Genomic DNA, 23,503 nt, shown 5'->3' on the forward strand with positions numbered 1-23,503 from the left:
CTCGATTTCATAACCTTGGCCATATGGGGTTGGATGGGGGGGCGATCCCCCCCCAAACCAACCCCGCGTCATTTCATTAAGACTTCGCACGTTGGGTAGAGCCCAAGGTTCGTGAGTGATAGCTTGAACATAGGGCTGACCCAACATCACTCAACGGTGCGGAGGCTCTGTTCATATCCACTCAATCATTCACAACATGGTGAGACCCATGGCCGAAGTCGCTGAAATTCATGACATTCTTCTGTTTTGGTTTGGAGATGCCAATACCGAGGAAAGTCACTATGAGCAGCGCCGCAAGCTATGGTTTCGCAAACAGGATGAAACCGATGACGGGATTCGGCAACGGTTTTTGTCTACGTATGACCAGGCGACCAGCGGCGCATTGGATGGCTGGGCCACCACTCCCGAGGGGGCGTTGGCCTTAATCCTGGTGTTAGATCAGTTTCCCCGCAATATGTTTCGAGATACGGCTCAGGCATTTGCGACCGATGCAAAAGCACTGGCGATCGCCAAGCAAGCCATCTCACAAGGATTTGACCAACAGTTAGCCCCAATCCAGCGCATTTTCCTGTATCTGCCGCTAGAGCACAGCGAAGATGTGCAAGATCAGTTTCAGTCCGTCGTGTTGTTTCGCACCTTGCACCAAGCAGCACCTGAACTGACGGATGTGTACGACTACGCTCTGCGCCACCGCGAGGTAATTGCCCAGTTTGGTCGGTTTCCTCATCGCAACCGCATTCTGGGGCGCACCTCTACCCCTGAAGAAATTGAGTTTTTGAAACAGCCAGGATCGTCGTTTTAATGCCGCCCATTCACTCCCCAAACCGAGGTTGGTCGCTCCACGCAGGCGTGGCTGTTGGCCGCATTTTGATGCTGATGCTGGTTTTGGGGGCGATCGCCCTCACGGCAGTGCCAACAACGGCGTGGGCTTCCATTCACCGCTACCCCGAAGCCGAGGGTCGCGTCATGTTCCGCTCGCTGCAAACGTTGCGAGATGAAACGGGGCGCGCTTGGCAAACCGTTTTGTTTAAGCGGGTGGAGCAGGGCATGGTGCAGTCGGTGTCGCTGCGGCTAGTGGGCTTTCCAGGGGAACCGCTGCTGGCTCATCCACGATCGCTCTCCGTTGGCAATGGCAGCACGACCTGGCAGGCCCCCGATCGCTTTGAGGTGAGTCACCTAGATCCAGCTCTGGCTGATACGGTCGGTGAGTACGATGTATGGCCCATCCTGACCGAGTTGTCGTCAAACGCGCCATTAACGCTCAATTTGCCCATCCAAAGTTCAGTTCAGAGCGGCTCCGTTCAGCTGGTAGTACCGCCCTTTGCCGTGCGCGAGTGGCGGCAACTGCTGGATGCATCCGATGCCGATTTTGGCGGCTAACGGGCAGATGCATGGCGGCGGATTCATTACCAAAACCGGGCGATCGCACAATTTAGCCAGAGGAAATGGGGATTTGGCGTTAGCCTAAAAGAACGGGGTTACAGTTCCGCAGGATAGTGCCGATGGGCACCAGGCGATGGAATGGGTGATCTCGGTTGCTGCTTATTTCCGCTGCCATGGCTCTACAATCCTCTTCTCGCGAATCCCGTACCCATGTATCCAGCTCGGCCACGGCATCGGTTGGGCGATCGCACCGTTGGTGGCATCGGCTATACCCATGGCTCAGCGGCGGGTTGGGGATTCTCATTTTGCTGGACGTGCTGACCTACCTGCTGGCCGAGGGGTTTTGGTTTGACGAAGTTGGCTATGCTCAGCTGCTATGGGTGCGGCTGGGATTTCAGCTTGCGTTAGGCTTAGTCGTTTTTGTGATTAGCCTGAGTTCGCTGTGGGGCAATTTGAGGCTGGCGCATCGGCAGGTGGTTCGCGTGCGATCGCCCGAGGACAAGGGTGATGGGCGGTCGCCAGGTTTGCGATTGCGCTGGCTGCTGCCCATCGGCATCATTCTCAGTAGCTTGATGGGTTTTTTGCTGCTGTACCACGGACAAATCGCTGTGAGCCACTGGCAGCCCAACGTGCGGCTATACGGCAGTGAGCAGCAGGTGCCTGCCAACTTTAGCCCTGATGCCCTGATGCAGGTAGCAGTCCAAATTGGGCAACATCCCTGGTTGTTGCTGCCCGTTGTGGCTCTGGTCGTGGCCGTGTTGCTGTATCCCCGGTTTTCGCTGGGGGCGATCGCCCTCCTCATGAGCCTGGGCTTTGCACTGGTGCTATCAGAAAACTGGATTCGGATTTTGCCAGCGCTGCGTCCCGTTGAGTTCAACCGGGCAGATCCGCTGTTTGGCCTGGATGTGAGCTTTTTTGTCTTTCAAATTCCAGTGCTGGAGCTGCTGGTCTTTTGGCTGCTGGGGCTGTTCACTATTGGCCTCACGACCGTGGCCCTAATGTATTTGTTGGGCGATCGCAACCTGAGTGATGGCAAATTTCCGGGATTTACGCCGCCTCAAGTGCATCATCTGCTGCGGCTGGGTGGCTGGTTCTTGCTGGCGATCGCGCTCAACTTTTGGCTCGATCGATATGAGCTGGTGTACTCCAACCAGGGTTCTGTGTATGGCGCTGGCTTTACCGATGTGTTTGTCCGGCTACCAACCGACAGCATTTTAAGTATTGCCGCGCTCATTTTAGGTGGGCTCATGCTGCTTCAGGCGTTTCGCTGGCGCAAAACGCTCTCTGCACACGGGCCGAGTGACCCGCAAAGCGCAGCAAAACAGCCTGCCATTCCGGCTTCACCTGCGGCATCGCGTCCCCCCGGTCGGTATGCACGAGCGAACGGCAACCCCAACGGGAAATTCCAAGATCGGGCTCGTAATGCCATCTTGCGTCAGCCGCCTGCGGTGCTGATTGAGCGGCACCCGCTCCAGCCAATTCGTCCAGTCAGAATGCTGCCAAGCACGGCCTTGGCAAACGTTGCGTCGGTCGGTCGTTCTCTGTCGCCAGCACGGGCAAGCTTTCGGGCGATCGCCACTCCCTTTAGCGATGGTGTCGCTACAACCAAAGCACGGCCTTGGCTACTATCGGTGGTGGCCTATACCACAGTTGCCCTGCTGTCGCTGTACCTGTTGCCGGCCGTTGTCCAAAACGCGCTGGTACAGCCCAACGAGCTAGAGCTAGAGCTGCCATATTTGGAACGAGCGATCACCCTAACCCGCGAAAGCTTTGAACTCGACAAAATTCAAAGCGACGTTTTCAATCCATCTCAAACCCTAACCGAAGCTGGTTTGGCCGAAAACGACCTCACCATTAGCAACATTCGCCTGTGGGATGCGCGTCCACTGCTGCTCACCAACCGCCAACTCCAGCGGTTCCGCCCCTATTACGAATTTGCCGATGCGGATATTGATCGCTACCTACTCCCCACCGATAATGAAGATGGACGGCTGGGCCTACAGCAAGTGCTGATTTCGGCTCGTGAGCTGGACTATAACTCGGTGCCCGCCAGCGCCAAAACCTGGGTCAACCAGCATTTAATCTACACCCACGGCTATGGCTTTACCCTGACTCCGGTCAACACGGCGGCTCAGGGTGGCCTGCCCGAATACTTTGTAGAAGGGATCGAGCAAATTCCCTCCGATCCGCGCATTCGCGAGAGCATTCCTCTGGATAGCCCTCGCATTTACTACGGCGAGTTGGCCAATACCTATGTGATGACGCAAACTCGGGTGCTAGAGCTGGACTACCCCAGCGGCAGCGAGAATGTGTACAACAGCTACGATGGCCGGGGTGGTGTTTCGATTGGGGCGTACTGGCGGCGACTCGTATATGCCAAGCATTTGCGCGATTGGCGCATGCTGTTTAGCGCCGAGCTAACGCCTCAGTCGCGGCTGCTGTTTCGGCGCAATATCAACAGTCGGGTGAAGGCGATCGCACCCTTCTTGCGATATGACAGCGATCCGTATCTGGTGGTCGCCAATGTGGGGTGGAGCGACATTCCAGGAGGTGCATCAGCCACCGATCCAGCCCAAACCTCCAGTCACCTGTACTGGATGCTAGATGCCTACACCACAAGCGATCGCTACCCCTATGCCGATCCCAACGGCAACGACTTTAACTACATTCGCAACTCGGTCAAGGTGGTGATGGATGCCTACAATGGCACCGTTTGGTTCTTTGTAGCCAATGCCGAAGATCCCATCATTCGCACGTGGAGCGGCTTATTTCCAGGAATGTTTCGTCCGCTGGAGCAAATGCCCGCCACGTTGCGGAGCCACCTGCGGTATCCGGTTGATTTTTATGATGCGCAGTCTCGGCAGCTCATGGTGTATCACATGACCGACCCACGCGTGTTCTATAACCGAGAAGACCAGTGGCGATCGCCCAACGAAACCTACGGCGACCAGCAGCAACCAGTCGAACCCTACTACCTAATTCTGAACCTGCCCACCACAGGCACCTCAGAGGAATTCATTCTGCTGCGTCCATTTTCGCCGCTTCAGCGCACCAACTTGATTGCGTGGTTGGCGGCCCGCACCGATGGCGACAACTACGGGCGCATGTTGCTGTACCGCTTTCCTAAACAAGAACTGGTGTTTGGAACTGAGCAAATTGAGGCACGAATTAACCAAGACCCCGTCATTTCCCAACAGATTTCGTTATGGAATCGTCGCGGTTCGCGGGCCATTCAGGGCAATTTACTCGTCATTCCCATTGAGGATTCGCTGCTATACGTGGAGCCGCTCTATCTTGAAGCCGAGCAAAATCAATTGCCAACGCTGGTGCGGGTGATTGTGGCCTATGGCAACCAAATCGCCATGGCCGAGACCCTAGATCAGGCGTTAAGTGCCGTGTTTGCCAATCCATCGGGCGAAGGAGCAATTGTGCGGCCTTTGGAAGGCGATGTGCCCGCTGACACGGAATTCAACCCCGAATTACAGATACTTGAGGAATCGGAAACTCCGGTTGTCACCCCGTAGCGATCGCTCCAAACCAGGCTCATCATGACCTCTCTGCGGATACTGCACATCGTTCCTTCGGTGGCGCGAGTCTATGGTGGCCCCAGCGAAGCGGCGGTTAACCTGTGTGCGGCGTTGGCAGCACAGGGAATGCAGGTCACGCTGCTGACGACCAATGCCAATGGCGATCGCGGTCAGCCTCCATTACCCGCCCCGCTCAATCAGGCGATCGCCCAGGATGGATACGAGATTCGCTACTTTCGCTGCCAGCCGTTTCGGCGCTACAAATTTTCGCCCGGATTGCTGCATTGGTTGTGGCATCATGCCTCGGAGTTTGATGTGGCCCACATTCATGCGCTGTTTTCGCCCGTGAGCACGGCAGCGGCCATGATTGCGCGATCGCGCGGGGTGCCCTATCTGCTGCGCCCGTTGGGCACCCTCGATCCCGCCGATTTACAAAAGAAACGGTGGCTGAAGGATCTCTACGGCAGGGTGTTGGAACGGGGGAACCTGGCGGCAGCGGCGGCGATTCACTTCACGAGCGATCGCGAAGCTCAGGTTTCCGAACGATTTGGAGCCATCACCCGCGATTTGGTTCTTCCCCTGGGAGTGACATCTGCACCGTTCCCTTCAACTCCCGATCTCTCACTTATTCCCACGCGTCCATCCGGTACGCCTATCGTCCTGTTTCTGGCCCGCATCGATCGCAAAAAGGGACTGGAATTATTGATCCCTGCATTGGAACAGTTACAGGCTCAGGATGTGCCGTTTCACTGGGTTGTGGCTGGGGCCAATCCTCAAGATTCAGCCTACGAGCAGCAGATGCGCGATCGCATCCAACAGTCTCCCCTACAAACTCAAACGACTCTACTGGGATTTGTAACGGGCGATCGCAAGGCGCAGTTGTTGCAGCAAGCCGATGTATTTGTCCTGCCGTCGCATTATGAAAACTTTGGCCTTGCCGTGGCGGAGGCAATGCTGTCCCACACCCCAGTTGTCATCTCCGATCAGGTATCCATTGCGAACGCGGTACAGCAGGCAGAGGCCGGATGGGTCGTGCCATGTACGGTCAAAGCACTAGTAGAGGCGCTGGCCCACGCACTTCATCACCCTGCCGAACGGGAACGGCGGGGACGCAATGCCCATGCCCTTGCTCAGACAGCCTACAACTGGAGTGCGATCGCCCAACAGTTGATTCAGGTTTATCGGCAAATTGTGCATGAGGGCTAACCTCTTGAACGCATATCCTCGTTAGCGATCAACCGGGAAACGTCCAAACTGGCTATTGTGACGCTGCAAACAGGCGATCACATCCTCGGTTTCAACTTGGGTGAAACTTTGATAGAACCGACTCACGCTTGAAAAGGGTTCTGGTGTCGCCAACAAAATGCAGCGATCGCACCACACATTCAACAAGTCCACCATGCGCGACGGGGCGACAGGAGCACAAATCCACAAATGGGCCGGTTGTTGCAACCGCACAGTCCGAGCCGCAACTGCCATCGTCATCCCGGTTGCAATGCCATCATCTACCAAAATGGCCAGCTTGCCAGCGGAATTCACCTCTGGGCAATAGGGCGAAAATTGCTGCCATTGGGCTTTGGCATTCTCCTCGGCCCGCTGTCGGGCCTTAGCCCAGTCGGCCCCTCGCAATCGCGGATGCACTCGCGTACGAATCAACTGGCCACTGGCGGTAACGGCCCCAATCGCCAACTCTGGGTTCTCCAACGAGGCAATCTTTTTTGCCACCAACACATGCAGCGGAGATCGCAGCAGTTGGGCAATCGGTTCTGCAACAACGACCCCACCCCGGGGTAGGCCGTATACAACCACATCCATATCACCCACTTGGGCTACCAACTGGGTATAAGCAGAGAGAACTACCTGAGCTAACTGCTGGCCTGAATCTAGGCGATCGCGAAACAGTGGCTCAATCAAAGAAAGATGGGGAACCATAGCTCCCTCCTGCGTACGGCGGTGGGATCGTTGATTCCATCATGACGAATTTTGAGGCAGGTTGGGGCGCTTGCAACGGTTTGAAACAGCGTAAATCCTGGGCGATCGCAAAAATCTGTCGAAGGGGGTACCCAAATTTTGAGATCGGAAACAGAACTGCAAACCCATGGCAGATAATACCTGTGAGCGTGGAGAAGGGCGATCGCCAACGAACCAAACCATCGCCCAGTCGATAGGGCAAATCACCCTACAATAGAAGCCGGGTGAGAACACATAACGCATATTTTTTGAGCGATGGCGAGCGAACAGCAAATCGATCTCTTTGGCGCAGTCGCATCAGAGACCGGAACTCCTGCTTTTGATCCGGAACTGATTCCCACCAGCGCTGCAATTCCCATTCTTCCGGGCACCTACACCTCCATGGAGCAAATCAAGGTGCACTGCAATACCTGCCAGCGCTGTCCGCTAGCAGCAGGCCGCACCAACGCTGTGATTGGCCGAGGCAGCACCAGTGCTCCCATCATGCTAGTGGGCGAAGGGCCAGGGCAATACGAGGATGAGTCGGGTCAGCCATTTGTGGGCAAATCGGGCCAGCTCCTCGACAAAATTTTGGAATCGGTACGGCTCACCAGCGACGAGGTGTTCATTTGCAACGTGGTGAAGTGCCGCCCACCCGGCAACCGCACCCCCACCACCCAAGAGGCCGAGGCCTGTAGTGGCTATTTGCAAGAGCAAATTCGGATGGTGAATCCGCAAATTATTTTGCTCACGGGGGCAACCGCCCTCAAGGGCTTGCTGGGGATCAAGGAAGGCATTACCAAGGTGCGCGGCAAGTGGATTGAGAAGGATGGCCGTTTTTATATGCCCATTTTTCACCCGGCGTATCTGCTGCGCAACCCATCGCGTGAGCAGGGCAGCCCCAAGTGGCTTATGTGGCAGGATGTGCAGGCCGTGCGCACCAAGCTCGATGAGTTGCAACAGGTTTAACGCTCTACCTTCCGGTGGCGATCGCCCACCATCCACCAAGCAATAACCCAACCTGACTTTTGGACAAGCTGAAGTGCTCATTTTTGCGTGCGCGACGCGCACGCAAAAATGAGCTTTTCTGAGGTTTGCGCGACGCGCAAACCTCAGAAAAGCTCTTAACCAAAACTGACATAACCCTTATGCGAAGTGCCGAGAGTAGTCTGCTAACCACTCTCGGCACTTTTGCTGTCACTTCGGGCTACCCAGTGCAATGTTTTGCGGGTTTGCCCTAGAAGCGATCGCCCAAGGTCACAATAAAACGGGTATCGTCATCATCGGTAAAGGCATACTCAACTCGGGCAAAGCCAATGGGTAGTGCCGCTTGAAGCCCCGCACCAAAGCCAAAGCCAGTACCGGGTTTCTCGCGAGCGATCGCCGGTTGACCAATCACTTCGTCGCTGGTGTCGAAGTCGGTGCCAAAGTCCACAAACAACGCACCGCGCAGGTCAATTTCTTCGGAAAATACATTCAGTTGCGCGATCGGAAATCGGTATTCCGCCACGGCAATCAAAAAGCTGCGTCCGGTGCCAATACCGCCGCCACGAAAGCCCCGCACCGAGCGATCGCCCCCAACGTTAAAGCCTTCGTAGGGCGGCACATCTCCAAAAATGTGGCCCCCTTGCAGATTGAGCACCAGCGTGCGTGGCCCTTCGGCAAAACCAAACAGGTTGAACGGCACATACTGCACAAAGTTGGCTCCAACGCGGGTAAAGGTGGCATCGTCACCACTTACCACAAAGCCCTGGTCAATCCCAACTCGCAAAAAATTGCCTTCGGTGGACAGCACGCCATTATCGCGGCGATCGCGGTAGGCTGCAAAGTTGAGCGTCACCAAATCGTCGGTGCCATCGCTATCTACTGTCAGCGCATTGCCCAGCTCATCAAAGCCAAAAGCATCGCCACCAAACAAGTCATCCCGCACGGCAACCCGCTGATAGCTCACCCCAAAGGCCGAATCAATCTCATCGCCAATGGGGAAAAAGATCTCGGCACCAGCCCCCAGCCGATCCACCCAGGGAGTATCACCCCCCAGCAAATTGACCTCGCGATCGCCTCCCCGAAAGGCAGGCACATAGGATTGCGTGCTGAACACATTCACCCCAAAGCCTCGACGAGGATCACGGCTCATTTGCGTGTAGCCCAAATCCAGGCCCACAATACTTTCCCCACCTTCAACAATCAGGTTGATCGAGCCATTGCGGCCCACCCGTTGGCGCACGCCAGCATAGGCCGACAAGCCACCCGACTTAAAGGGAGTGCGCGTAATGCGGGGTCGTGCCGAGCCCTGAAGGACCGTGGGAGCCGACGGAGGCAGGGTGGTAAAGCGCAACCCCTCGTCGGGGGGAGTCACCACGGTGGGACTGGTGCCGCCTTCGGGGTTTTGAGTAGGAACCTGAGTCAGCTCAGGCAATGGGGTAGATGACTGCAAATCTTGAGCACGGGTTGAGACCTGCTCGGCCTTGAGGGTGTGGATATTTTCTGCAACTTGAGTCAGATCGGCAGTTTTGGTCAGGGCTTGCATATCCGCAGTTTGCGCCCAACTCGCGGTTGCGGTGGCAAAGCTGGCCCCTGCAACCAGCAGCGCTGCCAGAGATACGGATGAACGCGGGGTAGACGACATGAACTCTGCTCCTCACACGATAAATTTCTGATGGGCAACCAGAGCCTAGATCCTAGGTTGCCCGTTATCCGCTTCAATCAATTCCAACAGGGCTGACGCACGTCGTACGGAACCCAATGGATTTTCGATAACTTTTCGTGAGCTAACCCCACACAGAATTACCTAAATTCAGCAAAAATTTTTCTAGAGCGGTTAAACATCTCTAAGAATGCCCTATGTGGTCAAACTTTTGACGCTTGCGATCGCACAAATTCACGAATCGAGCGACAGCCGAATGGCACCAGCCTGACAGTCGCGCAGCCACAGTCGCATTGCCTGAGCCACAACTCCGTAGCTACTGTCGCGGGTGGGTGCCGGCGGGATACGGCTGGGATAGCTTTGAAACGCGGATTGCATGAGCACCAGTTGCCAGCCCGTGCTGGATGGGGTGAAAAAAGCCCAGTGATGCACTTGCAGTTGAGCAAAGCCACTAATGCCGTACTGACGCTCTAGGGTGGTGAAAAAGACCTGTCGCACGTTGCTAGCAGGCTGTTCACCTAGCGGCAGCGGCAGCGGCGTGAAATTGGGCTGGCTCGCCACCAAAATGTAGCCCGAAATATCTTCAGAACGATCGCGATCGCGAGCCCGTTGAATGATGCGGTTGCCATAGCTGGGCAAATCCCGCAGCATGAGCGCCATCACGTCCTCAAGCTCGGTTGGGCAGGCCACCCTGGGACGGATTGGGTCGGACGCCTGGGCTGGTGCACTTCCCAGCACGGGAAAGCATACCATCAGGGCGATCGCCCCACCCCAAACACCCCTCCACAACCAGCAGCGCCCTTGCTCACCCAAACCATCCATCACGGTGCTTCCTCCAACTCCGCGCAGACCCGAGCAAACGCCGCTGCCGGATCGGGATCGGTCGTAATGGGTCGGCCAATCACCATGTAGCTCACGCCTGCTTTGAGCGCTTGCGCCGGAGTCATAGTGCGGCGCTGATCGGCCTGGGCCGTAAAGGCGGGCCGCACCCCAGGGCAAACCAGCAAAAAGTCTGACCCGCACACCTGCCGCAGATGAGCCGCCTCCTGGGGAGAGCACACCGCCCCAGCCAGCCCGCTCTCCTGCGCGAGCAAGGCCATTTGCAAGGCATAGTCGGGCAGCTCTAGCGGAATTTTTAAATCCAGGGCGAGGGCATGCGAGGTAATGCTGGTGAGCACGGTAATAGCTAGCAAATTGGGCGACGCGCATCCGGCTTCAGCGGCTCCCTCTTGGGCAGAAGCAACCGATGCGGCGAGGGCATCTTTGCCTGCAGTGGCATGCAGCGTCAACAAATCGACTCCATAGCGGCCAGCAGCGCGGCAGGCTCCGGCCATGGTGTTGGGAATGTCGTGAAACTTGAGATCGAGAAAAATTCGCTTTTCGCGCTCTTTGAGCAGGGTGAGAATGCTGGGACCAACGCTGGTAAACAGCTCTAGCCCCACCTTCCAAAACGACACCTCGGGAATGCGCTCCACTAGCGCGATCGCTGCCGCTTCGGTAGACACATCCAGCGCAACAATCACACGGTCAGAAACGCGATCGGAAACACGGTCAGGTAGCGGCATAACAACGACTCAAGCAGGGGCAACCAGTAGCGCAAAAGAGGGTGAAAGCAAACACAGCAGACAAACGAGCCTGAACAAGCCTGCCTGATAAGTGTTACTGAACCAATCGCACGAACTTATTTTTGCCCATTTGCAAGACTTTGCCATGCAAATCTGCGGGACTCTCAAAGGTGAGATCGATATCCGAGACGCGATCGCCATCTAGCCGCACCGCCCCTCCCTGAATTTGTCGTCGGGCATCCGAGCTGCTTTTGCACAGTCCCGCTGCCGCCGCCAGGTAAAAGATCTTGACTGGAAACTGAATCGCCGCCAGCGAAAACTCAGGCACCGCTTCTGCTTGAGCCGCATTCCCCTGAATCAACGTCAGCGCCGCTTTTTGAGCTTCTAAGGCAGCATCTTTGCCGTGGTACTGGCTCACCACATCCAGGGCTAACAGTTTTTGGCGATCGCGCGGATTTTCCGGCAACTCATTGAGCGACCGATCCGTCAGCAGCTCCACATAGTTATTCAAAATGCTGTCGGGCGTTTTTTCCAGCTTGGAATACATCGTTAGCGCATCTTCTTGCAAGCCCACATAGTTGCCCAAAGATTTTGACATCTTCTGCACGCCATCCGTTCCCAGCAAAATGGGCATGAGCAACCCAAACTGAGGCCGCTGACCAAACACCCGTTGCAAATCGCGCCCCACCGCCAGGTTAAACTTTTGGTCGGTGCCGCCTAGCTCCACATCGGCTTGCAGAGCAACCGAGTCGTAGCCCTGCATCAGCGGATACAAAAATTCGTGCAGATAGATCGGCGTTTGCTTGTCGTAGCGCTCAGCAAAGCCCTCTTTGGCTAGCATTTGGCCAACGGTCATCGTACCCAGCAGTTCCAAAATCTTGGACAAATCCAAGGACGACAGCCACTCCGAGTTGTAGCGAATTTCTAGCCGACCTGGCGTGTCAAAGTCTAGAATGGGCCGCACCTGATCGATAAAGGTCTTGGCATTTTCCTTGACTTGCTCCTCGGTGAGCTGTTTGCGCACTTCGGACTTGCCCGTGGGGTCACCAATGCGGGCAGTAAAGTCACCAATCAGCAAAATGGCGGTGTGGCCTGCATCCTGAAACTGCCGCAGTTTCCGCACAACAATACTATGGCCCAGGTGAATTTCTGAACCTGTCGGATCAATACCCAGTTTGATCCGCAGCGGGCGATCGCTGGTGGCAAGGCGTTGAGCCAAATTCTCGTCAGGATTTTGAGAATCCTTTACATCTGGGAAAATTTCGCTAACCCCGCGATATAACCAAGAGAATGATTCGGCAGAAGAGGAGGCCATAGCTGGCATAACAAAAAGAGTTCGATATGATGTTCAGTACCCCAATGGGGTTTTGCGGATGGTGCAGGCGCAAATTATGCAGCTGACAAACTGGCCTTTTGCATGAATTTGAGCGATCGCGCAATATCCCTTTCACAACTTACTATTCATTGGTTCGTAAAGCCAAGCTAGTATAAAAGCCAAATCGCTGGTTTTTAGCGATCGCGCTTGTTTCCCTGTGCATCTCCACCAAACCACAAACCGTTTCGACGGGACGCCTTCAACCGTTAAGTAACCTGACCAAGAAATCGTTAAAAATCCTTAGATCAACCTGATTTTCTATCGGTAAGCTTGTAGGAGATTTTGCTCATCAGGGCCGAGCATTCCCGACATCAAAATCTCTATCGTAAGAGCGTTTTTTAACACGTTTATCTGTGAATTTATTAAGGAACCTGAGCCAGCCGTGTCGTCCAATACTGTTAGAAAAGGTAAAAAAGGACAACCTCAACCACCGTCGAGACTGCCCAACCGTTCGAAAGAAGAGAAACCTGTGACCAATCCTCCTTCTGCCCAAATCCGGGAAACCTCCCAAGAATTATCAGGCATTTTTCGATACTTTCGGGGAGTGGGCAAGGTAACAGCAGGGACACTGCTCAGCACAACCATGCTTGCAAGCTCGGTCGTGGCAGGTGGGCTGGTTGGCTTGGCCGTCAGTTTTCGCAACTTGCCCGATGTGCGGGTGTTGCGCAACTACATTCCTGCCGAAACCACCTACGTTTACGACATTAACGGCACTCTGCTCGACAGTATCCACGACGAGTACAACCGCGATGTGGTTGAGCTCAATGAGATTTCACCCAATCTCAAACGAGCCGTACTCGCCATTGAAGATAGCTACTTCTTCTCGCATCACGGCATCAACCCCACCAGTATTGCGCGGGCAATGCTGAGCAACCTGCAAGCCAAAGAAACGGTAGAAGGTGGCTCTACAGTTACGATGCAGCTGGTCAAAAACCTATTTCTCACCCCAGAGCGATCGCTCAGTCGTAAAGTTGCAGAAGCCGTGTTGGCTCTACGCCTTGAGCAAATTTTCACCAAAGACCAGATTTTGGAAATGTATTTGAATCAGGTTTATTGGGGACACAACAACTACGGGGCTGAAACCGCCGCCCAAAGCTACTTCAACAAAAGCGCATCAGAGCTGACTTTGGGTGAAGCCGCCATGATGGCAGGCCTAATTCAAGCCCCCGAAAACTACAGCCCCTTTGTCGACTATGACTTGGCCAAGCGTCGGCAAGCTACCGTACTCGATCGCATGCAGCGATTGCAGTGGATCACCCCTGGTGAAGCCGAAGCCGCCAAGCAGCAGCCGATTGAGCTAGGGCAAATTACCGCGTTTGAAGCGAGCAAATCGCCCTATCTGACTGAAGCAGTTGTTCAGGAGTTGCAAGAGCGCTTTGGGGCTGATGCCGTTTCAAAAGGCGGCATGCGGGTTCAAACTACTTTTGATCTGAACTTGCAGCAAATCGCCGAAGAAACGGTTCGCAATGGTCATCGTCGTTTGCAGCGATCGCTTCGGGCTGATCAGATGGCCCTCGTCGCAGTCGATCCCCGCACTCACTTTGTCAAAGCCATGGTGGGTGGGGTGGATTATCAAACCAGCCAATACAACCGAGCAATTCAAGCCCTGCGGCAACCAGGCTCTGCATTCAAGCCCTTTGTGTACTACGCCGCTTACGCCAGCGGCAAATATACCAACGATTCAACCGTACAAGATACACCCGTTAGCTATCCCGATGGCTACGAAACTTACTCGCCTCAAAACTACGACGGCCGCTTCTACGGCAGCATGAGTGTGCGCTCTGCACTAGAGCAGTCGCGCAATGTCCCCGCTGTCAAGCTAGGTCAAGAAGTCGGCATCAATCGAGTGATCGAGATCTGCCGAATTTTGGGGATCAAGAGCCCTATTGAGCCCGTCACCTCATTGCCACTCGGTTCGGTTGACCTCACGCCGTTGGAAATGGCCGCCGCCTATGCCACCTTTGCCAACGGTGGCTGGAAATCGGAAACAACGTTTATTGTGCGGGTAACAGACAGCTCTGGTCGCGTGTTGCTCGACAATACCCCCCGTCCCCAGCTCGTGCTCGATCCATGGTCTGTGGCGTCGCTCAACCAAGCCATGAGCGGGGTGATTACCCAAGGCACGGCAACCGCCGCCCAAATTGGTCGCCCAGCGGCAGGCAAAACCGGAACCACCTCTTCTGAGCGAGATATTTGGTTTGTGGGCTATGTGCCTCAGCTGTCGGTAGCCGTGTGGGTTGGCAACGACAATTATTCACCTGTGGGGCGAGGTGCAACCGGAGGTAGCTTTGTCGCTCCCATTTGGCGCGACTTCATGCTCAAGGCATTGGAAGGGGTACCTGCTGAAAGTTTCCAACCGCCATCCAATTTCGTTCGTCCCTAGGCCAGTTCTTGAGCCAACTCAATCGTGAGTGGTGCTCTAGATTCACAAAAATGGGGGAGCTGCATTCGCTGCAATTCCCCCAACGTTTGACATTTCACGACACCAACTCCTACAGGCTGCAGCAGAACTCTTGAAACAAGACCCGCAGTTGTGGATGAGTTTAATAGGTAGGTGCTTCGCATACTCTGCCGCGCTTGATAAATCGAGCTATGGCGACCCTATTTCTCGATATCTGCCTTCATGCGCTCCAGCGTCATGTTCATTTGCTGGAACATTTGGTCGGGGGTGACTCCAAACTGATTGAGCTGGGTTTTCAGCTGCTCCATCGTCATTTGCGCCATGAAATCTTCTGACAGCTCAAAGCGCTTCATAAAAATTCGATAGCGATCCATCATCGATTCCATTTGTTCGATGAATAGCTTTTTTCCTTCACGGTCAAACTTGCCGTAGCTTCCGCCCAACTGCATAAGCGATTGGTAATCTTCGAACAGTTGCCGCGCTTCTTGTTGCACAACCTCAGAATCAAAAAAGCTCATAATCCCCTCTTTCACCCACTGCGTTGAAACGGTTTAGGCAGGGCGATCGCGACTTACTCCATACACTCTCTATACAGACAGTCCACAACCTCCCAGCTAGTGCTGTGCGATACCAACTGGTTGCATTACGCTCATTTTAAGCTAGATGCTTGGCCATCCAAAGTTCGGAAAACGCTACCGCAGACAGATGGGAGTGCGATCGTCCCATTAACCACACTCCATCAGCCCTGCGGTGGAACTGAGTACACTGATAAGTAGCACCAAGTGAATTGATAGCTGATCGAGATTGTGTGGGCTCTGTGGAGTTACCCAATCTACCTTGGGCCATGGGAAATGGGGAGGATAGAGAGATGTTGAATCGATTGAAAGCATTGCTAGAGCGGCATCCTGAACGGGTGAATGCCCATGTAGAGATTTACACATGGCAAACCTGTCCATACTGCATTCGGGCCAAGATGCTGCTGCGCTGGAAAGGCGTGAAGTTTGTGGAATACAAAATTGATGGCGATGGGGCCGCCCGTGTGAAGATGGCGGAACGAGCCAATGGTCGGCGATCGGTGCCGCAGATTTTCATCAACAATCAGCATGTGGGCGGCTGTGATGACCTGTATGCCATGGATCGTCAGGGTCAGCTTGATGCGCTGCTGAGCCAAGCTCCGGCAAGTTGAGTATGGAGCGGCTAACGATTCAGCAGCATTCTGAATATCGTCGCCATTGCGCTTGGATGGAGCGCGCGATCGCCCTTGCGCATGAGGCTGGGCAAGCGGGCGATGTGCCGGTTGGGGCCTTGGTGGTGAATGCCGCAGGCAACCTAATCGCCACGGGAGAAAATCGACGAGAGCGCGATCGCGACCCCACGGCCCATGCCGAAGTGCTGGCATTGCGAGCAGCAGGCCAAATCCTCAACCGCTGGGACCTGAGCGATTGCACGCTGTATGTCACCTTGGAGCCGTGCCCCATGTGCGCCGGGGCGATTGTGCTAGCACGGATTCAGCGGTTGGTGTATGGAGCCAACGATCCCAAAGCCGGGATGATTCGCAGCGTGGGCAATGTGCCGGATAGCCCAGCCTCCAACCATCGGCTGGAGGTCTTGCCAGGAATTTTGGAGTCAGCCTGTCGAGATCAGTTGCAGCAGTGGTTTCAGCAACGCCGCTCTACTGCTACCTGTTGAACCGTATTGTGGCGTCGTATCTTGTAGGGTGAGGCATCGCAACTCATGGGCATCACTCTTCAGATCTGCGATCGCGCCATTCTTACCCAGGAGCTGACTGCATGCAAGATTGGATACCGAACGGCCCAGAACAATTTGCCAGCGACAATTATTCGGGCGTGTGCCCCGAGGTTATGGAGTATATGCAGCGGGCCAACGAGGGCAGCGTTGCAGCTTATGGAAATGACGCGTGGACCCAACGCGCCGCCGATGCCTTTCGAGACTTGTTTGAGACCAATTGTGAAGTCTTTTTCGTATTCAATGGAACAGCCGCGAATTCGTTGGCCCTGGCATCCCTATGCCAGAGTTACCACAGCGTCATTTGCCACGAACTGGCCCACATTGAAACCGACGAATGCGGTGCCCCTGAATTTGCCTCCAACGGCTCCAAACTACTGTTGGCCAGCGGCGCGCATGGCAAGCTCAGTCCGGCGGCTGTTGAGGCGATCGCCACTCGTCGCACCGATATTCACTACCCCAAACCCAAAGTCATTAGCCTAACGCAAGCGACCGAGCTGGGCACCCTGTATACGATCGAGGAACTACAGGCCATTCAGCAGGTAGCCCAACGTTACAGCTTGAAAGTGCATATGGACGGAGCCCGATTTGCCAATGCGATCGCCGCATTGGATGTCACACCAGCAGACATCACCTGGAAAGTTGGCATCGACGTGCTGTGCTTTTGTGGCACCAAAAACGGAATGGCAATCGGAGAAGCCATCCTCTTTTTTGATCGGAAACTTGCAGAAGACTTCGACTATCGCTGCAAACAGGCCGGACAACTCGCTTCCAAAATGCGCTTTATCTCGGCCCCATGGCTGGGGTTGCTAGAGACAGGAGCCTGGCGACGCAACGCCCAGCACGCCAACGATTGCGCCGCCTATTTGGAACAGCAACTTTTGCAAATTCCTGGAATAGAGTTGATGGTTCCCCGACAGGCCAATGCTGTATTTATCACCATGCCCGACGCCATGATTCAACATTTGCGCGATCGCGGTTGGCAGTTTTACACCTTTATCGGGGTCGGTGGCGTGCGGTTTGTATGCTCGTGGAGCAGCGCCTATGCCCGCATTGATGCGCTCATTCACGACATCAAAGCGGGAGTCGCGCCCTCCTAGGGCACAACCATGACCGGGCAGGGCGACAGGTTAATCACGCGATTGGTTACGCTGTGGGCTACGCCTTCATCCGTCAACCCCATGCCACGACAGCCCATAATGATGAGATCGGCATTGATTTCATCTGCCACATCGCAAATGATGAATGCAGGCTTGCCATCCCGCTCGTCGATTTCAGCCTCAATGCCCTGATTGGCAAACAGCGACTTGGCCCCTTGCAACAACTTGGCGATCGCCTCTGGAGATGCCGATTCCCCCTCCGCAGAGTCTAGCTCGGTAGAATCCACCACCGACAAAATGACCAATCGACTGCCATAGGTTTTGACAATATCAGCCACTGTATCCACCGCTTCGCGCGATTCGCGGCTTTGGTCAATGGGAAATAAAACAGTTTTGAACATAGAGCCGCCTCACAGGACGCAGATTCTTGTAGAGTTTTGAATGAGTAGCGAAACCGTCAGCGGTTTTTCGATCAGGCCAGTGGGATTGTTTGAAACATCTTGAACCTTGGAGGAACCCACGCTGATCCCGCATGAAAAGGGATGACTGAGCGCTTATAGCTTGAGTGTAGAACCTATCCCCGCTGTCATTCACATCTGTTGAAAAAGTTGAATTTCTGCAGATCTGCTGCATAGAAATTCAAGCGCTTTTCACCCGAGTGGCTGCCAAGCTTGGAACGGGGGTTCCAGGCTGAGATAGTATGCGATTCGTCATATCATAGGCAAAATTTATTGGTTTCGGCTTGTTCGACAAGTTTAAAAAACAGTAAATTGACCCTATTTTCCCTTTTGTGAGTAAACCCTGACGTTTTACAATACTTAACTAGGTATAAAGACTCATTTAGGGGGTAAGTGCGGTGTCTAAAAAATCCATTGCCAGTTTGACAGCAGCAGATTTACAAGGTAAGCGCGTATTAGTACGGGCTGACTTCAACGTCCCGTTGGATGACAACGGAAGCATTACCGACGACACCCGCATTCGGGCCGCCTTACCAACCATCAAGTACCTGACCGACAACGGCGCAAAAGTCATTCTCTCCAGCCACTTCGGTCGGCCCAAAGGGAAAGTGGTAGACAGCATGCGGCTGACCCCCGTTGCCAACCGTTTATCGGAACTGCTGGGCCAAACTGTGGTGAAGTGCAACGACTGCATTGGCGATGAAGTCGCTAGCCAAATCGCCAGCCTCGACAATGGCCAAGTAGCGCTGTTAGAGAACGTTCGCTTCTATGCCGAAGAAGAAAAGAACGACCCCGAATTCTCCAAAAAGCTGGCCGCTAACGCTGATTTGTACGTAAATGATGCGTTTGGAACAGCTCACCGCGCCCACTCCTCGACCGAAGGCGTAACCCAATACCTCAATCCTTCCGTCGCTGGCTTTTTGATTGAAAAAGAGCTGCAATACCTCCAGAGCGCGATCGAAGCACCTCAGCGTCCCCTAGCAGCCATCATTGGGGGTTCCAAAGTCTCCAGCAAAATCACCGTCATCGAAACCCTGCTCGACAAAGTTGACAAGCTCCTGATCGGCGGCGGCATGATCTTCACCTTCTACAAGGCTCGCGGCCTCAGCGTCGGTAAGTCTCTGGTGGAAGATGAATTCCTGGATCTCGCTAAGTCTTTGGAAGTCAAAGCCAAAGAAAAGGGCGTTGACCTGTTGCTGCCTACGGATGTGGTTGTCGCCGACAACTTTGCACCCGATGCCAACTCCCAAACCGTTAGCGTAGAGACGATTCCCGATGGTTGGATGGGCCTAGACATTGGCCCCGATTCCGTCAAGGTTTTCCAAGATGCTCTCTCTTCCTGCAAAACCGTCATCTGGAATGGCCCCATGGGTGTGTTTGAATTTGACAAATTTGCCGTGGGAACCGAAGCGATCGCCCGCTCCCTGGCCGACCTCACCAAAACGGGTGCCATTACCATCATTGGCGGTGGTGACTCTGTAGCCGCCGTTGAAAAAGTGGGCGTGGCCGACCAAATGAGCCACATCTCCACCGGAGGTGGGGCCAGCCTGGAGTTGCTGGAAGGTAAAGTCCTTCCTGGCATCGCCGCTCTGAATGATGCCTAAGCCATTCTTCCACCTTCACAAGGGCTGATTTCTCTGAGTTGCCGTAAGCTGGTCGGCAATCTTTCATCCGTACCCTTTGAAGGATGATCGGCTCAGCGACGCAGGTTTCTTCTGAGCCGATCAGAATTGACGTGAGTGGATAAGCTAAAGTGTCCCTTCTTGTGTGCGCATCGCGATGCAGGAAGGGACTTTTTTTGACGGTTGCGCGACGCACAGACATCAAAAAAGTTCCTGCGATAGCCAGTTTGATTAGGACATTTTTGGGGGATGGCGAAGCCATCCCCCAAAAATGTCCTTGTCTCAACTAAGCTGGCGACAGCTATAACAATCCTTCACGACTTCACTGGCAGTAGAAGCGGGGTATCAAGCCAGGGTCATTCCCCGCTTCTAGTGCAGAGATACCAATTCGACGATACAGAGCGATCGCCCTGAGAACCTTCACAGGCAAATGGCTCCACGTTCCCCGATTCCCGCAGGCCAAATGTGACCGTCCAGTTCGTTTGCATGCTGTAAAACGTGACCAAACTCACAGTTCGACAGCCCTCTACAACACTCGTACTTACCTGGTTCAACAGCCATGATGAGTGAGCCACCTGATCCGTATTCTCCCCATCAATCAGCAGAATATAGCCCATCGGCCGATCCGCCGGATAACTGGCCGCATCCCCCAATTGCGACATATCCGTCCTCAATATTTGTATGACCAGTAAATCATTCACGGATTCCAACTGCCGCTTGGCATGGGCAATGGCGCGATCGCATTCCTGTACCTCTGCTGATACTTCTTGCACTGGCAACCCCGACGGCATCATTGGAAACACATTCACCGCCAACAGCCCGCTCGATATCCAGCGCTTCATGGTTTGTCCTCAATGGCATTTCATCAGCATGCCCAGCGCCACACCGAACAGACCATCGCAAACAAATCACCGCGCGATCGTTTGTAGCGATTTACTACATTCAGTTGTCGTCTATCCATCCTTCTTGGCAATGTCAGGTATAGGATAGAGAACCGTACCCAACCTTGCAAAATCTCTGTCTCATCAGTCAATTTCAAGGAATACGCTATGAGCTTGACGGTTTTAAAGTTCTCTTCAGAAGAATGCGGTATCTGCCACAAAATGGCGTTTTATGACCAAAAAGTTGCCGAAGAACTAGGACTCGAATTTGTTGACATCAAAATGCAAGACACTGCCACCTATCGCAAATATCGGCAGGTTTTGCTAACGCAGTACCCCAACAAAGCCGACATGGGATGGCCTACCTATATTGTGTGCGAGTCGCCCGAAGGCGATTTCAAAATTGTGGGCGAGGTTAAAGGCGGACACCCCAAAGGCGAGTTTCGAACCAAACTACAAGCGGTCATGGAACAAGCCACCGCTTAGGTCTCATTCGAAACAGGACTTACGCAGTTGAATGATGTTTGGGGCGCTAAGCGCTCCAAACATCATTCAACCCCTTGTTTTTTCCAATGAAGTGCGTAAGTCCTATCGAAAGTTGACGACCGAACGATCAATCTAACGAATGCGAGGGGTTGCAAATTTTTGCCAATTTGGAATCGCCACAGCCCATAGCAACATACAACAAATCCCCAAGGAACACTCCTTGGGGATTTTTGGCTTTGGGAGTCGGTTAAAGCTGCGGGCAGAAACTGTGCTTTACTGCTGCTCAAATTTCTGGACTTCCAAGACAGGGCCAATCATGGCAATCGTCATCACATCCTCACGAATTTTGCCCTCCACTTTGACCTTGAGGCCATCTTTTAGCAAATCATCGGGCGCACCTTGGTGGAGCTCGTAGGTTTGGCCGTTGGAGCCGATCAGTGCCCATGTGCCTGCGCCCATAGTGGATTTTTGCACTGTCCCTTCTACATGAATACTCATTGGTGGGGGTTCCTTAAATGCAACCCTTATACGCTAACCCCATTGCTCGTGTTCGTGCGCTGCCTTGGCGGCCAACGTGGCAATGCCCATGCATAACACGGCATTGATAATGAGAAAGCCACGGGCGATCGCTCCGTTGCCCAACAACATCATCGCCGGATCCACCGCCGCACTCACCAACAAGCAAGACGATACCCCAACCGACAGTGCGATCGAAAACCACTTCAGCGATGGATGCATCAGCAACAGCGCAATCAACCCAAATGGAATGAGCACACTCGCCGTTAGGGGATTCAGCAGCGAGCTCCCAAACAACACCCCACCCCACTCTGGCAACGAGCTGCCCAATACTCGAAATGGAGCCTGGGGTAAGTCAAATACATAAAAGCCGCGCAGAAAGAACAGCCCCGAACTCCCCATGATCAAACCACCCGACACGGCCCAACCAAATCCTGGCAGGTAATTTCGTAAAAACCAGGCCAGCAGGTACGATCCCAACACCATTGCAATTTTGGTCGGCAATGCATACACACCACCATCCACCCAAAAGCGCAGATTGAGGTAGCCATTCTGCTGTAACCACCGCCAAAAGTCACGAACCGTAATCTGTCCTTTCAACGCCAGTTTTACGGCCCCATCGGCATCGAGTTGACCTGCACCAAAGTGGTTAAGCTCATCGCCCTGGACCACCCGCGCCGACTGCTTTAGGATTTGGGCAATCTCATCTGGCTCGGTTACCCCAACCGACTTAACCAAAGCGGCTACCGCCGCCACATGGGGTGCGGCCATGCTAGTTCCCTGAAAGGCGCGAAACACTGACTCTCCCGTTTCGGGATCGATTGTGTTTTGCAAAATGCCGCCGAGGTCGCTATCTGGGCCAGTCACACCACCCGGCGCGGCAATATCCACTCCAGCTCCAAAGTTGGAGTAGGGAGCCTTGGCTCCGCTGGCATCTGTGGCGGATACGGCAATGACATTTGGGTAGCGCGCTGGGAAACTAGCCGAGTTGCTGCCTGCATTGCCCGCTGCAGCCACAATCACGACCCCTTTGCTGTAGGCATAGTCAATGGCTTCGCGCATCACATCCGCATCACCACCACCACCCAGACTCATGTTAATAACATCTGCTCCGTTGTCGGCGGCGTAGCGAATCGCTTCGGCAATATCCGTAACGGTGCCACCGCCTTGCTTGCTCAATACCTTGAGCGGCATGATTTTGGCTTCGTAGGCGATACCAGCCACGCCCAAGTTATTGTTTGTAGATTGGGCAATGGTGCCGGCAACGTGGGTGCCGTGGCCATTGTCATCGGTTGCGTCTTCTCGATTGTTGACAAAGTCATAGCCTTTGACGAACTCAGTGTTCTCCAAATCGGGAACGCGGCTTACGCCTGTGTCAATAACGGCAACGGTTACACCACGGCCTTTGGTTTCGGCCCAGGCGGGTTCAAGATTAATGCTGCGAAAATTCCATTGTTTGGGATAGTCGGGATCGTTTGGCGCATCTAGGGTGGTGTAAATGTAGTTGGGGCTGATGGATTTAGCGTAGTCTCTCAGCTCCGATCGCTTGAGTTCTTTGAGCAACGCGCGATCGCCCTCAAAGACATAAATTTGTTGAGCGGCAGAAAAGTCGCTGTTAAGCCGAGGGAAAACGCCATACTGTTGGGCGATCGTCCCCAGTTCTTGCTGCACCAACTCAGGCGATACATCATCACGAAAATCGATCACCAGCGACTCGTACACGCCACGATTGGCCAGGCTTGGCGCGTACCACAATGCCGCTACCAAACTCGCCAAAAAGAGAAACCCCAGAAGCAGCTTTTTCATGGTGAAGGAGAGGAAGTGTTAGGATAGCGAACCGTTCTCC

21 protein-coding genes are annotated in these 23,503 nt (G+C 54.2%); 11 read left to right on the forward strand and 10 right to left on the reverse strand.

Features of this window, described 5'->3' with window-relative positions; genetic code table 11:
* The first annotated feature begins 208 nt into the window (after positions 1-208).
* From ACQ4M4_RS23120 to hpsP, 4 genes are all read left to right on the forward strand, one after another.
* Complete coding sequence (locus ACQ4M4_RS23120) at positions 209-802, forward strand: DUF924 family protein (protein WP_430686834.1); 594 nt, start codon at positions 209-211, stop codon at positions 800-802.
* Complete coding sequence (locus ACQ4M4_RS23125) at positions 802-1,380, forward strand: DUF3122 domain-containing protein (protein WP_430686835.1); 579 nt, start codon at positions 802-804, stop codon at positions 1,378-1,380. Before ACQ4M4_RS23120 ends, ACQ4M4_RS23125 begins: the two co-directional genes overlap by 1 nt.
* Positions 1,381-1,556: 176 nt before the next feature.
* On the forward strand, positions 1,557-4,907 hold the full coding sequence (locus tag ACQ4M4_RS23130) for a UPF0182 family protein (protein WP_430686836.1): 3,351 nt from the start codon (positions 1,557-1,559) through the stop codon (positions 4,905-4,907).
* Between the two features lie 24 nt (positions 4,908-4,931).
* Positions 4,932-6,116, forward strand: a complete 1,185-nt coding sequence (hpsP, locus tag ACQ4M4_RS23135) for a hormogonium polysaccharide biosynthesis glycosyltransferase HpsP (protein WP_430686837.1) — start codon at positions 4,932-4,934, stop codon at positions 6,114-6,116.
* A gap of 21 nt (positions 6,117-6,137) precedes the next feature.
* Here the strand turns inward: hpsP and ACQ4M4_RS23140 are convergent, their stop codons facing one another.
* Positions 6,138-6,842 carry a phosphoribosyltransferase gene (locus tag ACQ4M4_RS23140; protein ID WP_430686838.1) on the reverse strand — a complete coding sequence of 235 codons (705 nt, stop codon included), beginning with the start codon at positions 6,840-6,842 and terminating at the stop codon, positions 6,138-6,140.
* A gap of 294 nt (positions 6,843-7,136) precedes the next feature.
* On the opposite strand from ACQ4M4_RS23140, the gene ACQ4M4_RS23145 reads away from it, so the two are divergent.
* Positions 7,137-7,829 (forward strand): uracil-DNA glycosylase, encoded by a 693-nt coding sequence (locus ACQ4M4_RS23145; RefSeq protein ID WP_430686839.1) that lies wholly within the window; start codon positions 7,137-7,139, stop codon positions 7,827-7,829.
* Between the two features lie 268 nt (positions 7,830-8,097).
* Here the strand turns inward: ACQ4M4_RS23145 and ACQ4M4_RS23150 are convergent, their stop codons facing one another.
* From ACQ4M4_RS23150 to tyrS, 4 genes are all read right to left on the reverse strand, one after another.
* Positions 8,098-9,489: a BamA/TamA family outer membrane protein gene (locus ACQ4M4_RS23150; protein ID WP_430686840.1), complete on the reverse strand. Its 1,392-nt coding sequence runs from the start codon at positions 9,487-9,489 to the stop codon at positions 8,098-8,100.
* Positions 9,490-9,741: 252 nt separating this feature from the next.
* Entirely contained in the window at positions 9,742-10,332 is a 591-nt protein-coding gene (locus ACQ4M4_RS23155) for a hypothetical protein (RefSeq protein ID WP_430686841.1), read from the reverse strand.
* Positions 10,329-11,072 (reverse strand): orotidine-5'-phosphate decarboxylase, encoded by a 744-nt coding sequence (gene pyrF / locus ACQ4M4_RS23160; protein ID WP_430686842.1) that lies wholly within the window; start codon positions 11,070-11,072, stop codon positions 10,329-10,331. The genes ACQ4M4_RS23155 and pyrF overlap by 4 nt, the downstream gene beginning before the upstream one ends.
* A gap of 94 nt (positions 11,073-11,166) precedes the next feature.
* Positions 11,167-12,387 (reverse strand): tyrosine--tRNA ligase, encoded by a 1,221-nt coding sequence (tyrS, locus tag ACQ4M4_RS23165; RefSeq protein ID WP_430686843.1) that lies wholly within the window; start codon positions 12,385-12,387, stop codon positions 11,167-11,169.
* Positions 12,388-12,916: 529 nt separating this feature from the next.
* Between tyrS and ACQ4M4_RS23170 the strand changes: the two genes are divergently transcribed.
* Entirely contained in the window at positions 12,917-14,830 is a 1,914-nt protein-coding gene (locus ACQ4M4_RS23170) for a transglycosylase domain-containing protein (protein ID WP_430686844.1), read from the forward strand.
* 218 nt (positions 14,831-15,048) lie between these two features.
* On the opposite strand, the gene ACQ4M4_RS23175 is transcribed toward ACQ4M4_RS23170, so the two are convergent.
* On the reverse strand, positions 15,049-15,366 hold the full coding sequence (locus ACQ4M4_RS23175; protein WP_430686845.1) for a DUF1825 family protein: 318 nt from the start codon (positions 15,364-15,366) through the stop codon (positions 15,049-15,051).
* Positions 15,367-15,716: 350 nt separating this feature from the next.
* Here ACQ4M4_RS23175 and grxC point away from each other — a divergent pair, with 350 nt between their 5' ends.
* The 3 genes from grxC (at position 15,717) to ACQ4M4_RS23190 (ending at position 17,694) form a co-directional block, all read left to right on the forward strand.
* On the forward strand, positions 15,717-16,034 hold the full coding sequence (grxC, locus tag ACQ4M4_RS23180; protein ID WP_430686846.1) for a glutaredoxin 3: 318 nt from the start codon (positions 15,717-15,719) through the stop codon (positions 16,032-16,034).
* A gap of 2 nt (positions 16,035-16,036) precedes the next feature.
* Positions 16,037-16,537 (forward strand): tRNA adenosine(34) deaminase TadA, encoded by a 501-nt coding sequence (gene tadA / locus ACQ4M4_RS23185; protein WP_430686847.1) that lies wholly within the window; start codon positions 16,037-16,039, stop codon positions 16,535-16,537.
* Positions 16,538-16,638: 101 nt separating this feature from the next.
* Complete coding sequence (locus ACQ4M4_RS23190) at positions 16,639-17,694, forward strand: threonine aldolase family protein (protein ID WP_430686848.1); 1,056 nt, start codon at positions 16,639-16,641, stop codon at positions 17,692-17,694.
* Here the strand turns inward: ACQ4M4_RS23190 and ACQ4M4_RS23195 are convergent.
* Positions 17,691-18,095, reverse strand: coding sequence for a universal stress protein (locus ACQ4M4_RS23195; protein WP_430686849.1), 405 nt, complete (start codon positions 18,093-18,095; stop codon positions 17,691-17,693). The two genes, ACQ4M4_RS23190 and ACQ4M4_RS23195, sit on opposite strands and share 4 nt — an antisense overlap.
* Positions 18,096-18,550: 455 nt before the next feature.
* Here ACQ4M4_RS23195 and ACQ4M4_RS23200 point away from each other — a divergent pair, with 455 nt between their 5' ends.
* Positions 18,551-19,756, forward strand: a complete 1,206-nt coding sequence (locus tag ACQ4M4_RS23200) for a phosphoglycerate kinase (RefSeq protein WP_430686850.1) — start codon at positions 18,551-18,553, stop codon at positions 19,754-19,756.
* 374 nt (positions 19,757-20,130) lie between these two features.
* On the opposite strand, the gene ACQ4M4_RS23205 is transcribed toward ACQ4M4_RS23200, so the two are convergent.
* Entirely contained in the window at positions 20,131-20,616 is a 486-nt protein-coding gene (locus ACQ4M4_RS23205; protein WP_430686851.1) for a hypothetical protein, read from the reverse strand.
* Between the two features lie 207 nt (positions 20,617-20,823).
* On the opposite strand from ACQ4M4_RS23205, the gene ACQ4M4_RS23210 reads away from it, so the two are divergent.
* The gene (locus tag ACQ4M4_RS23210) at positions 20,824-21,141 is read left to right on the forward strand and encodes a thioredoxin family protein (RefSeq protein ID WP_430686852.1); all 318 of its coding nucleotides are present in this window, start codon (positions 20,824-20,826) and stop codon (positions 21,139-21,141) included.
* Between the two features lie 273 nt (positions 21,142-21,414).
* Here ACQ4M4_RS23210 and ACQ4M4_RS23215 read toward each other — a convergent pair whose 3' ends face one another.
* Both ACQ4M4_RS23215 and ACQ4M4_RS23220 read right to left on the reverse strand, forming a co-directional pair.
* Positions 21,415-21,639, reverse strand: a complete 225-nt coding sequence (locus ACQ4M4_RS23215) for a hypothetical protein (RefSeq protein ID WP_430686853.1) — start codon at positions 21,637-21,639, stop codon at positions 21,415-21,417.
* Between the two features lie 33 nt (positions 21,640-21,672).
* Positions 21,673-23,463 (reverse strand): S8 family peptidase, encoded by a 1,791-nt coding sequence (locus ACQ4M4_RS23220; protein WP_430686854.1) that lies wholly within the window; start codon positions 23,461-23,463, stop codon positions 21,673-21,675.
* Positions 23,464-23,503 lie beyond the last annotated feature (40 nt).

Source organism: Leptolyngbya sp. AN02str (assembly GCF_050565595.1).
Taxonomy (GTDB): domain Bacteria; phylum Cyanobacteriota; class Cyanobacteriia; order Elainellales; family Elainellaceae; genus Kaiparowitsia.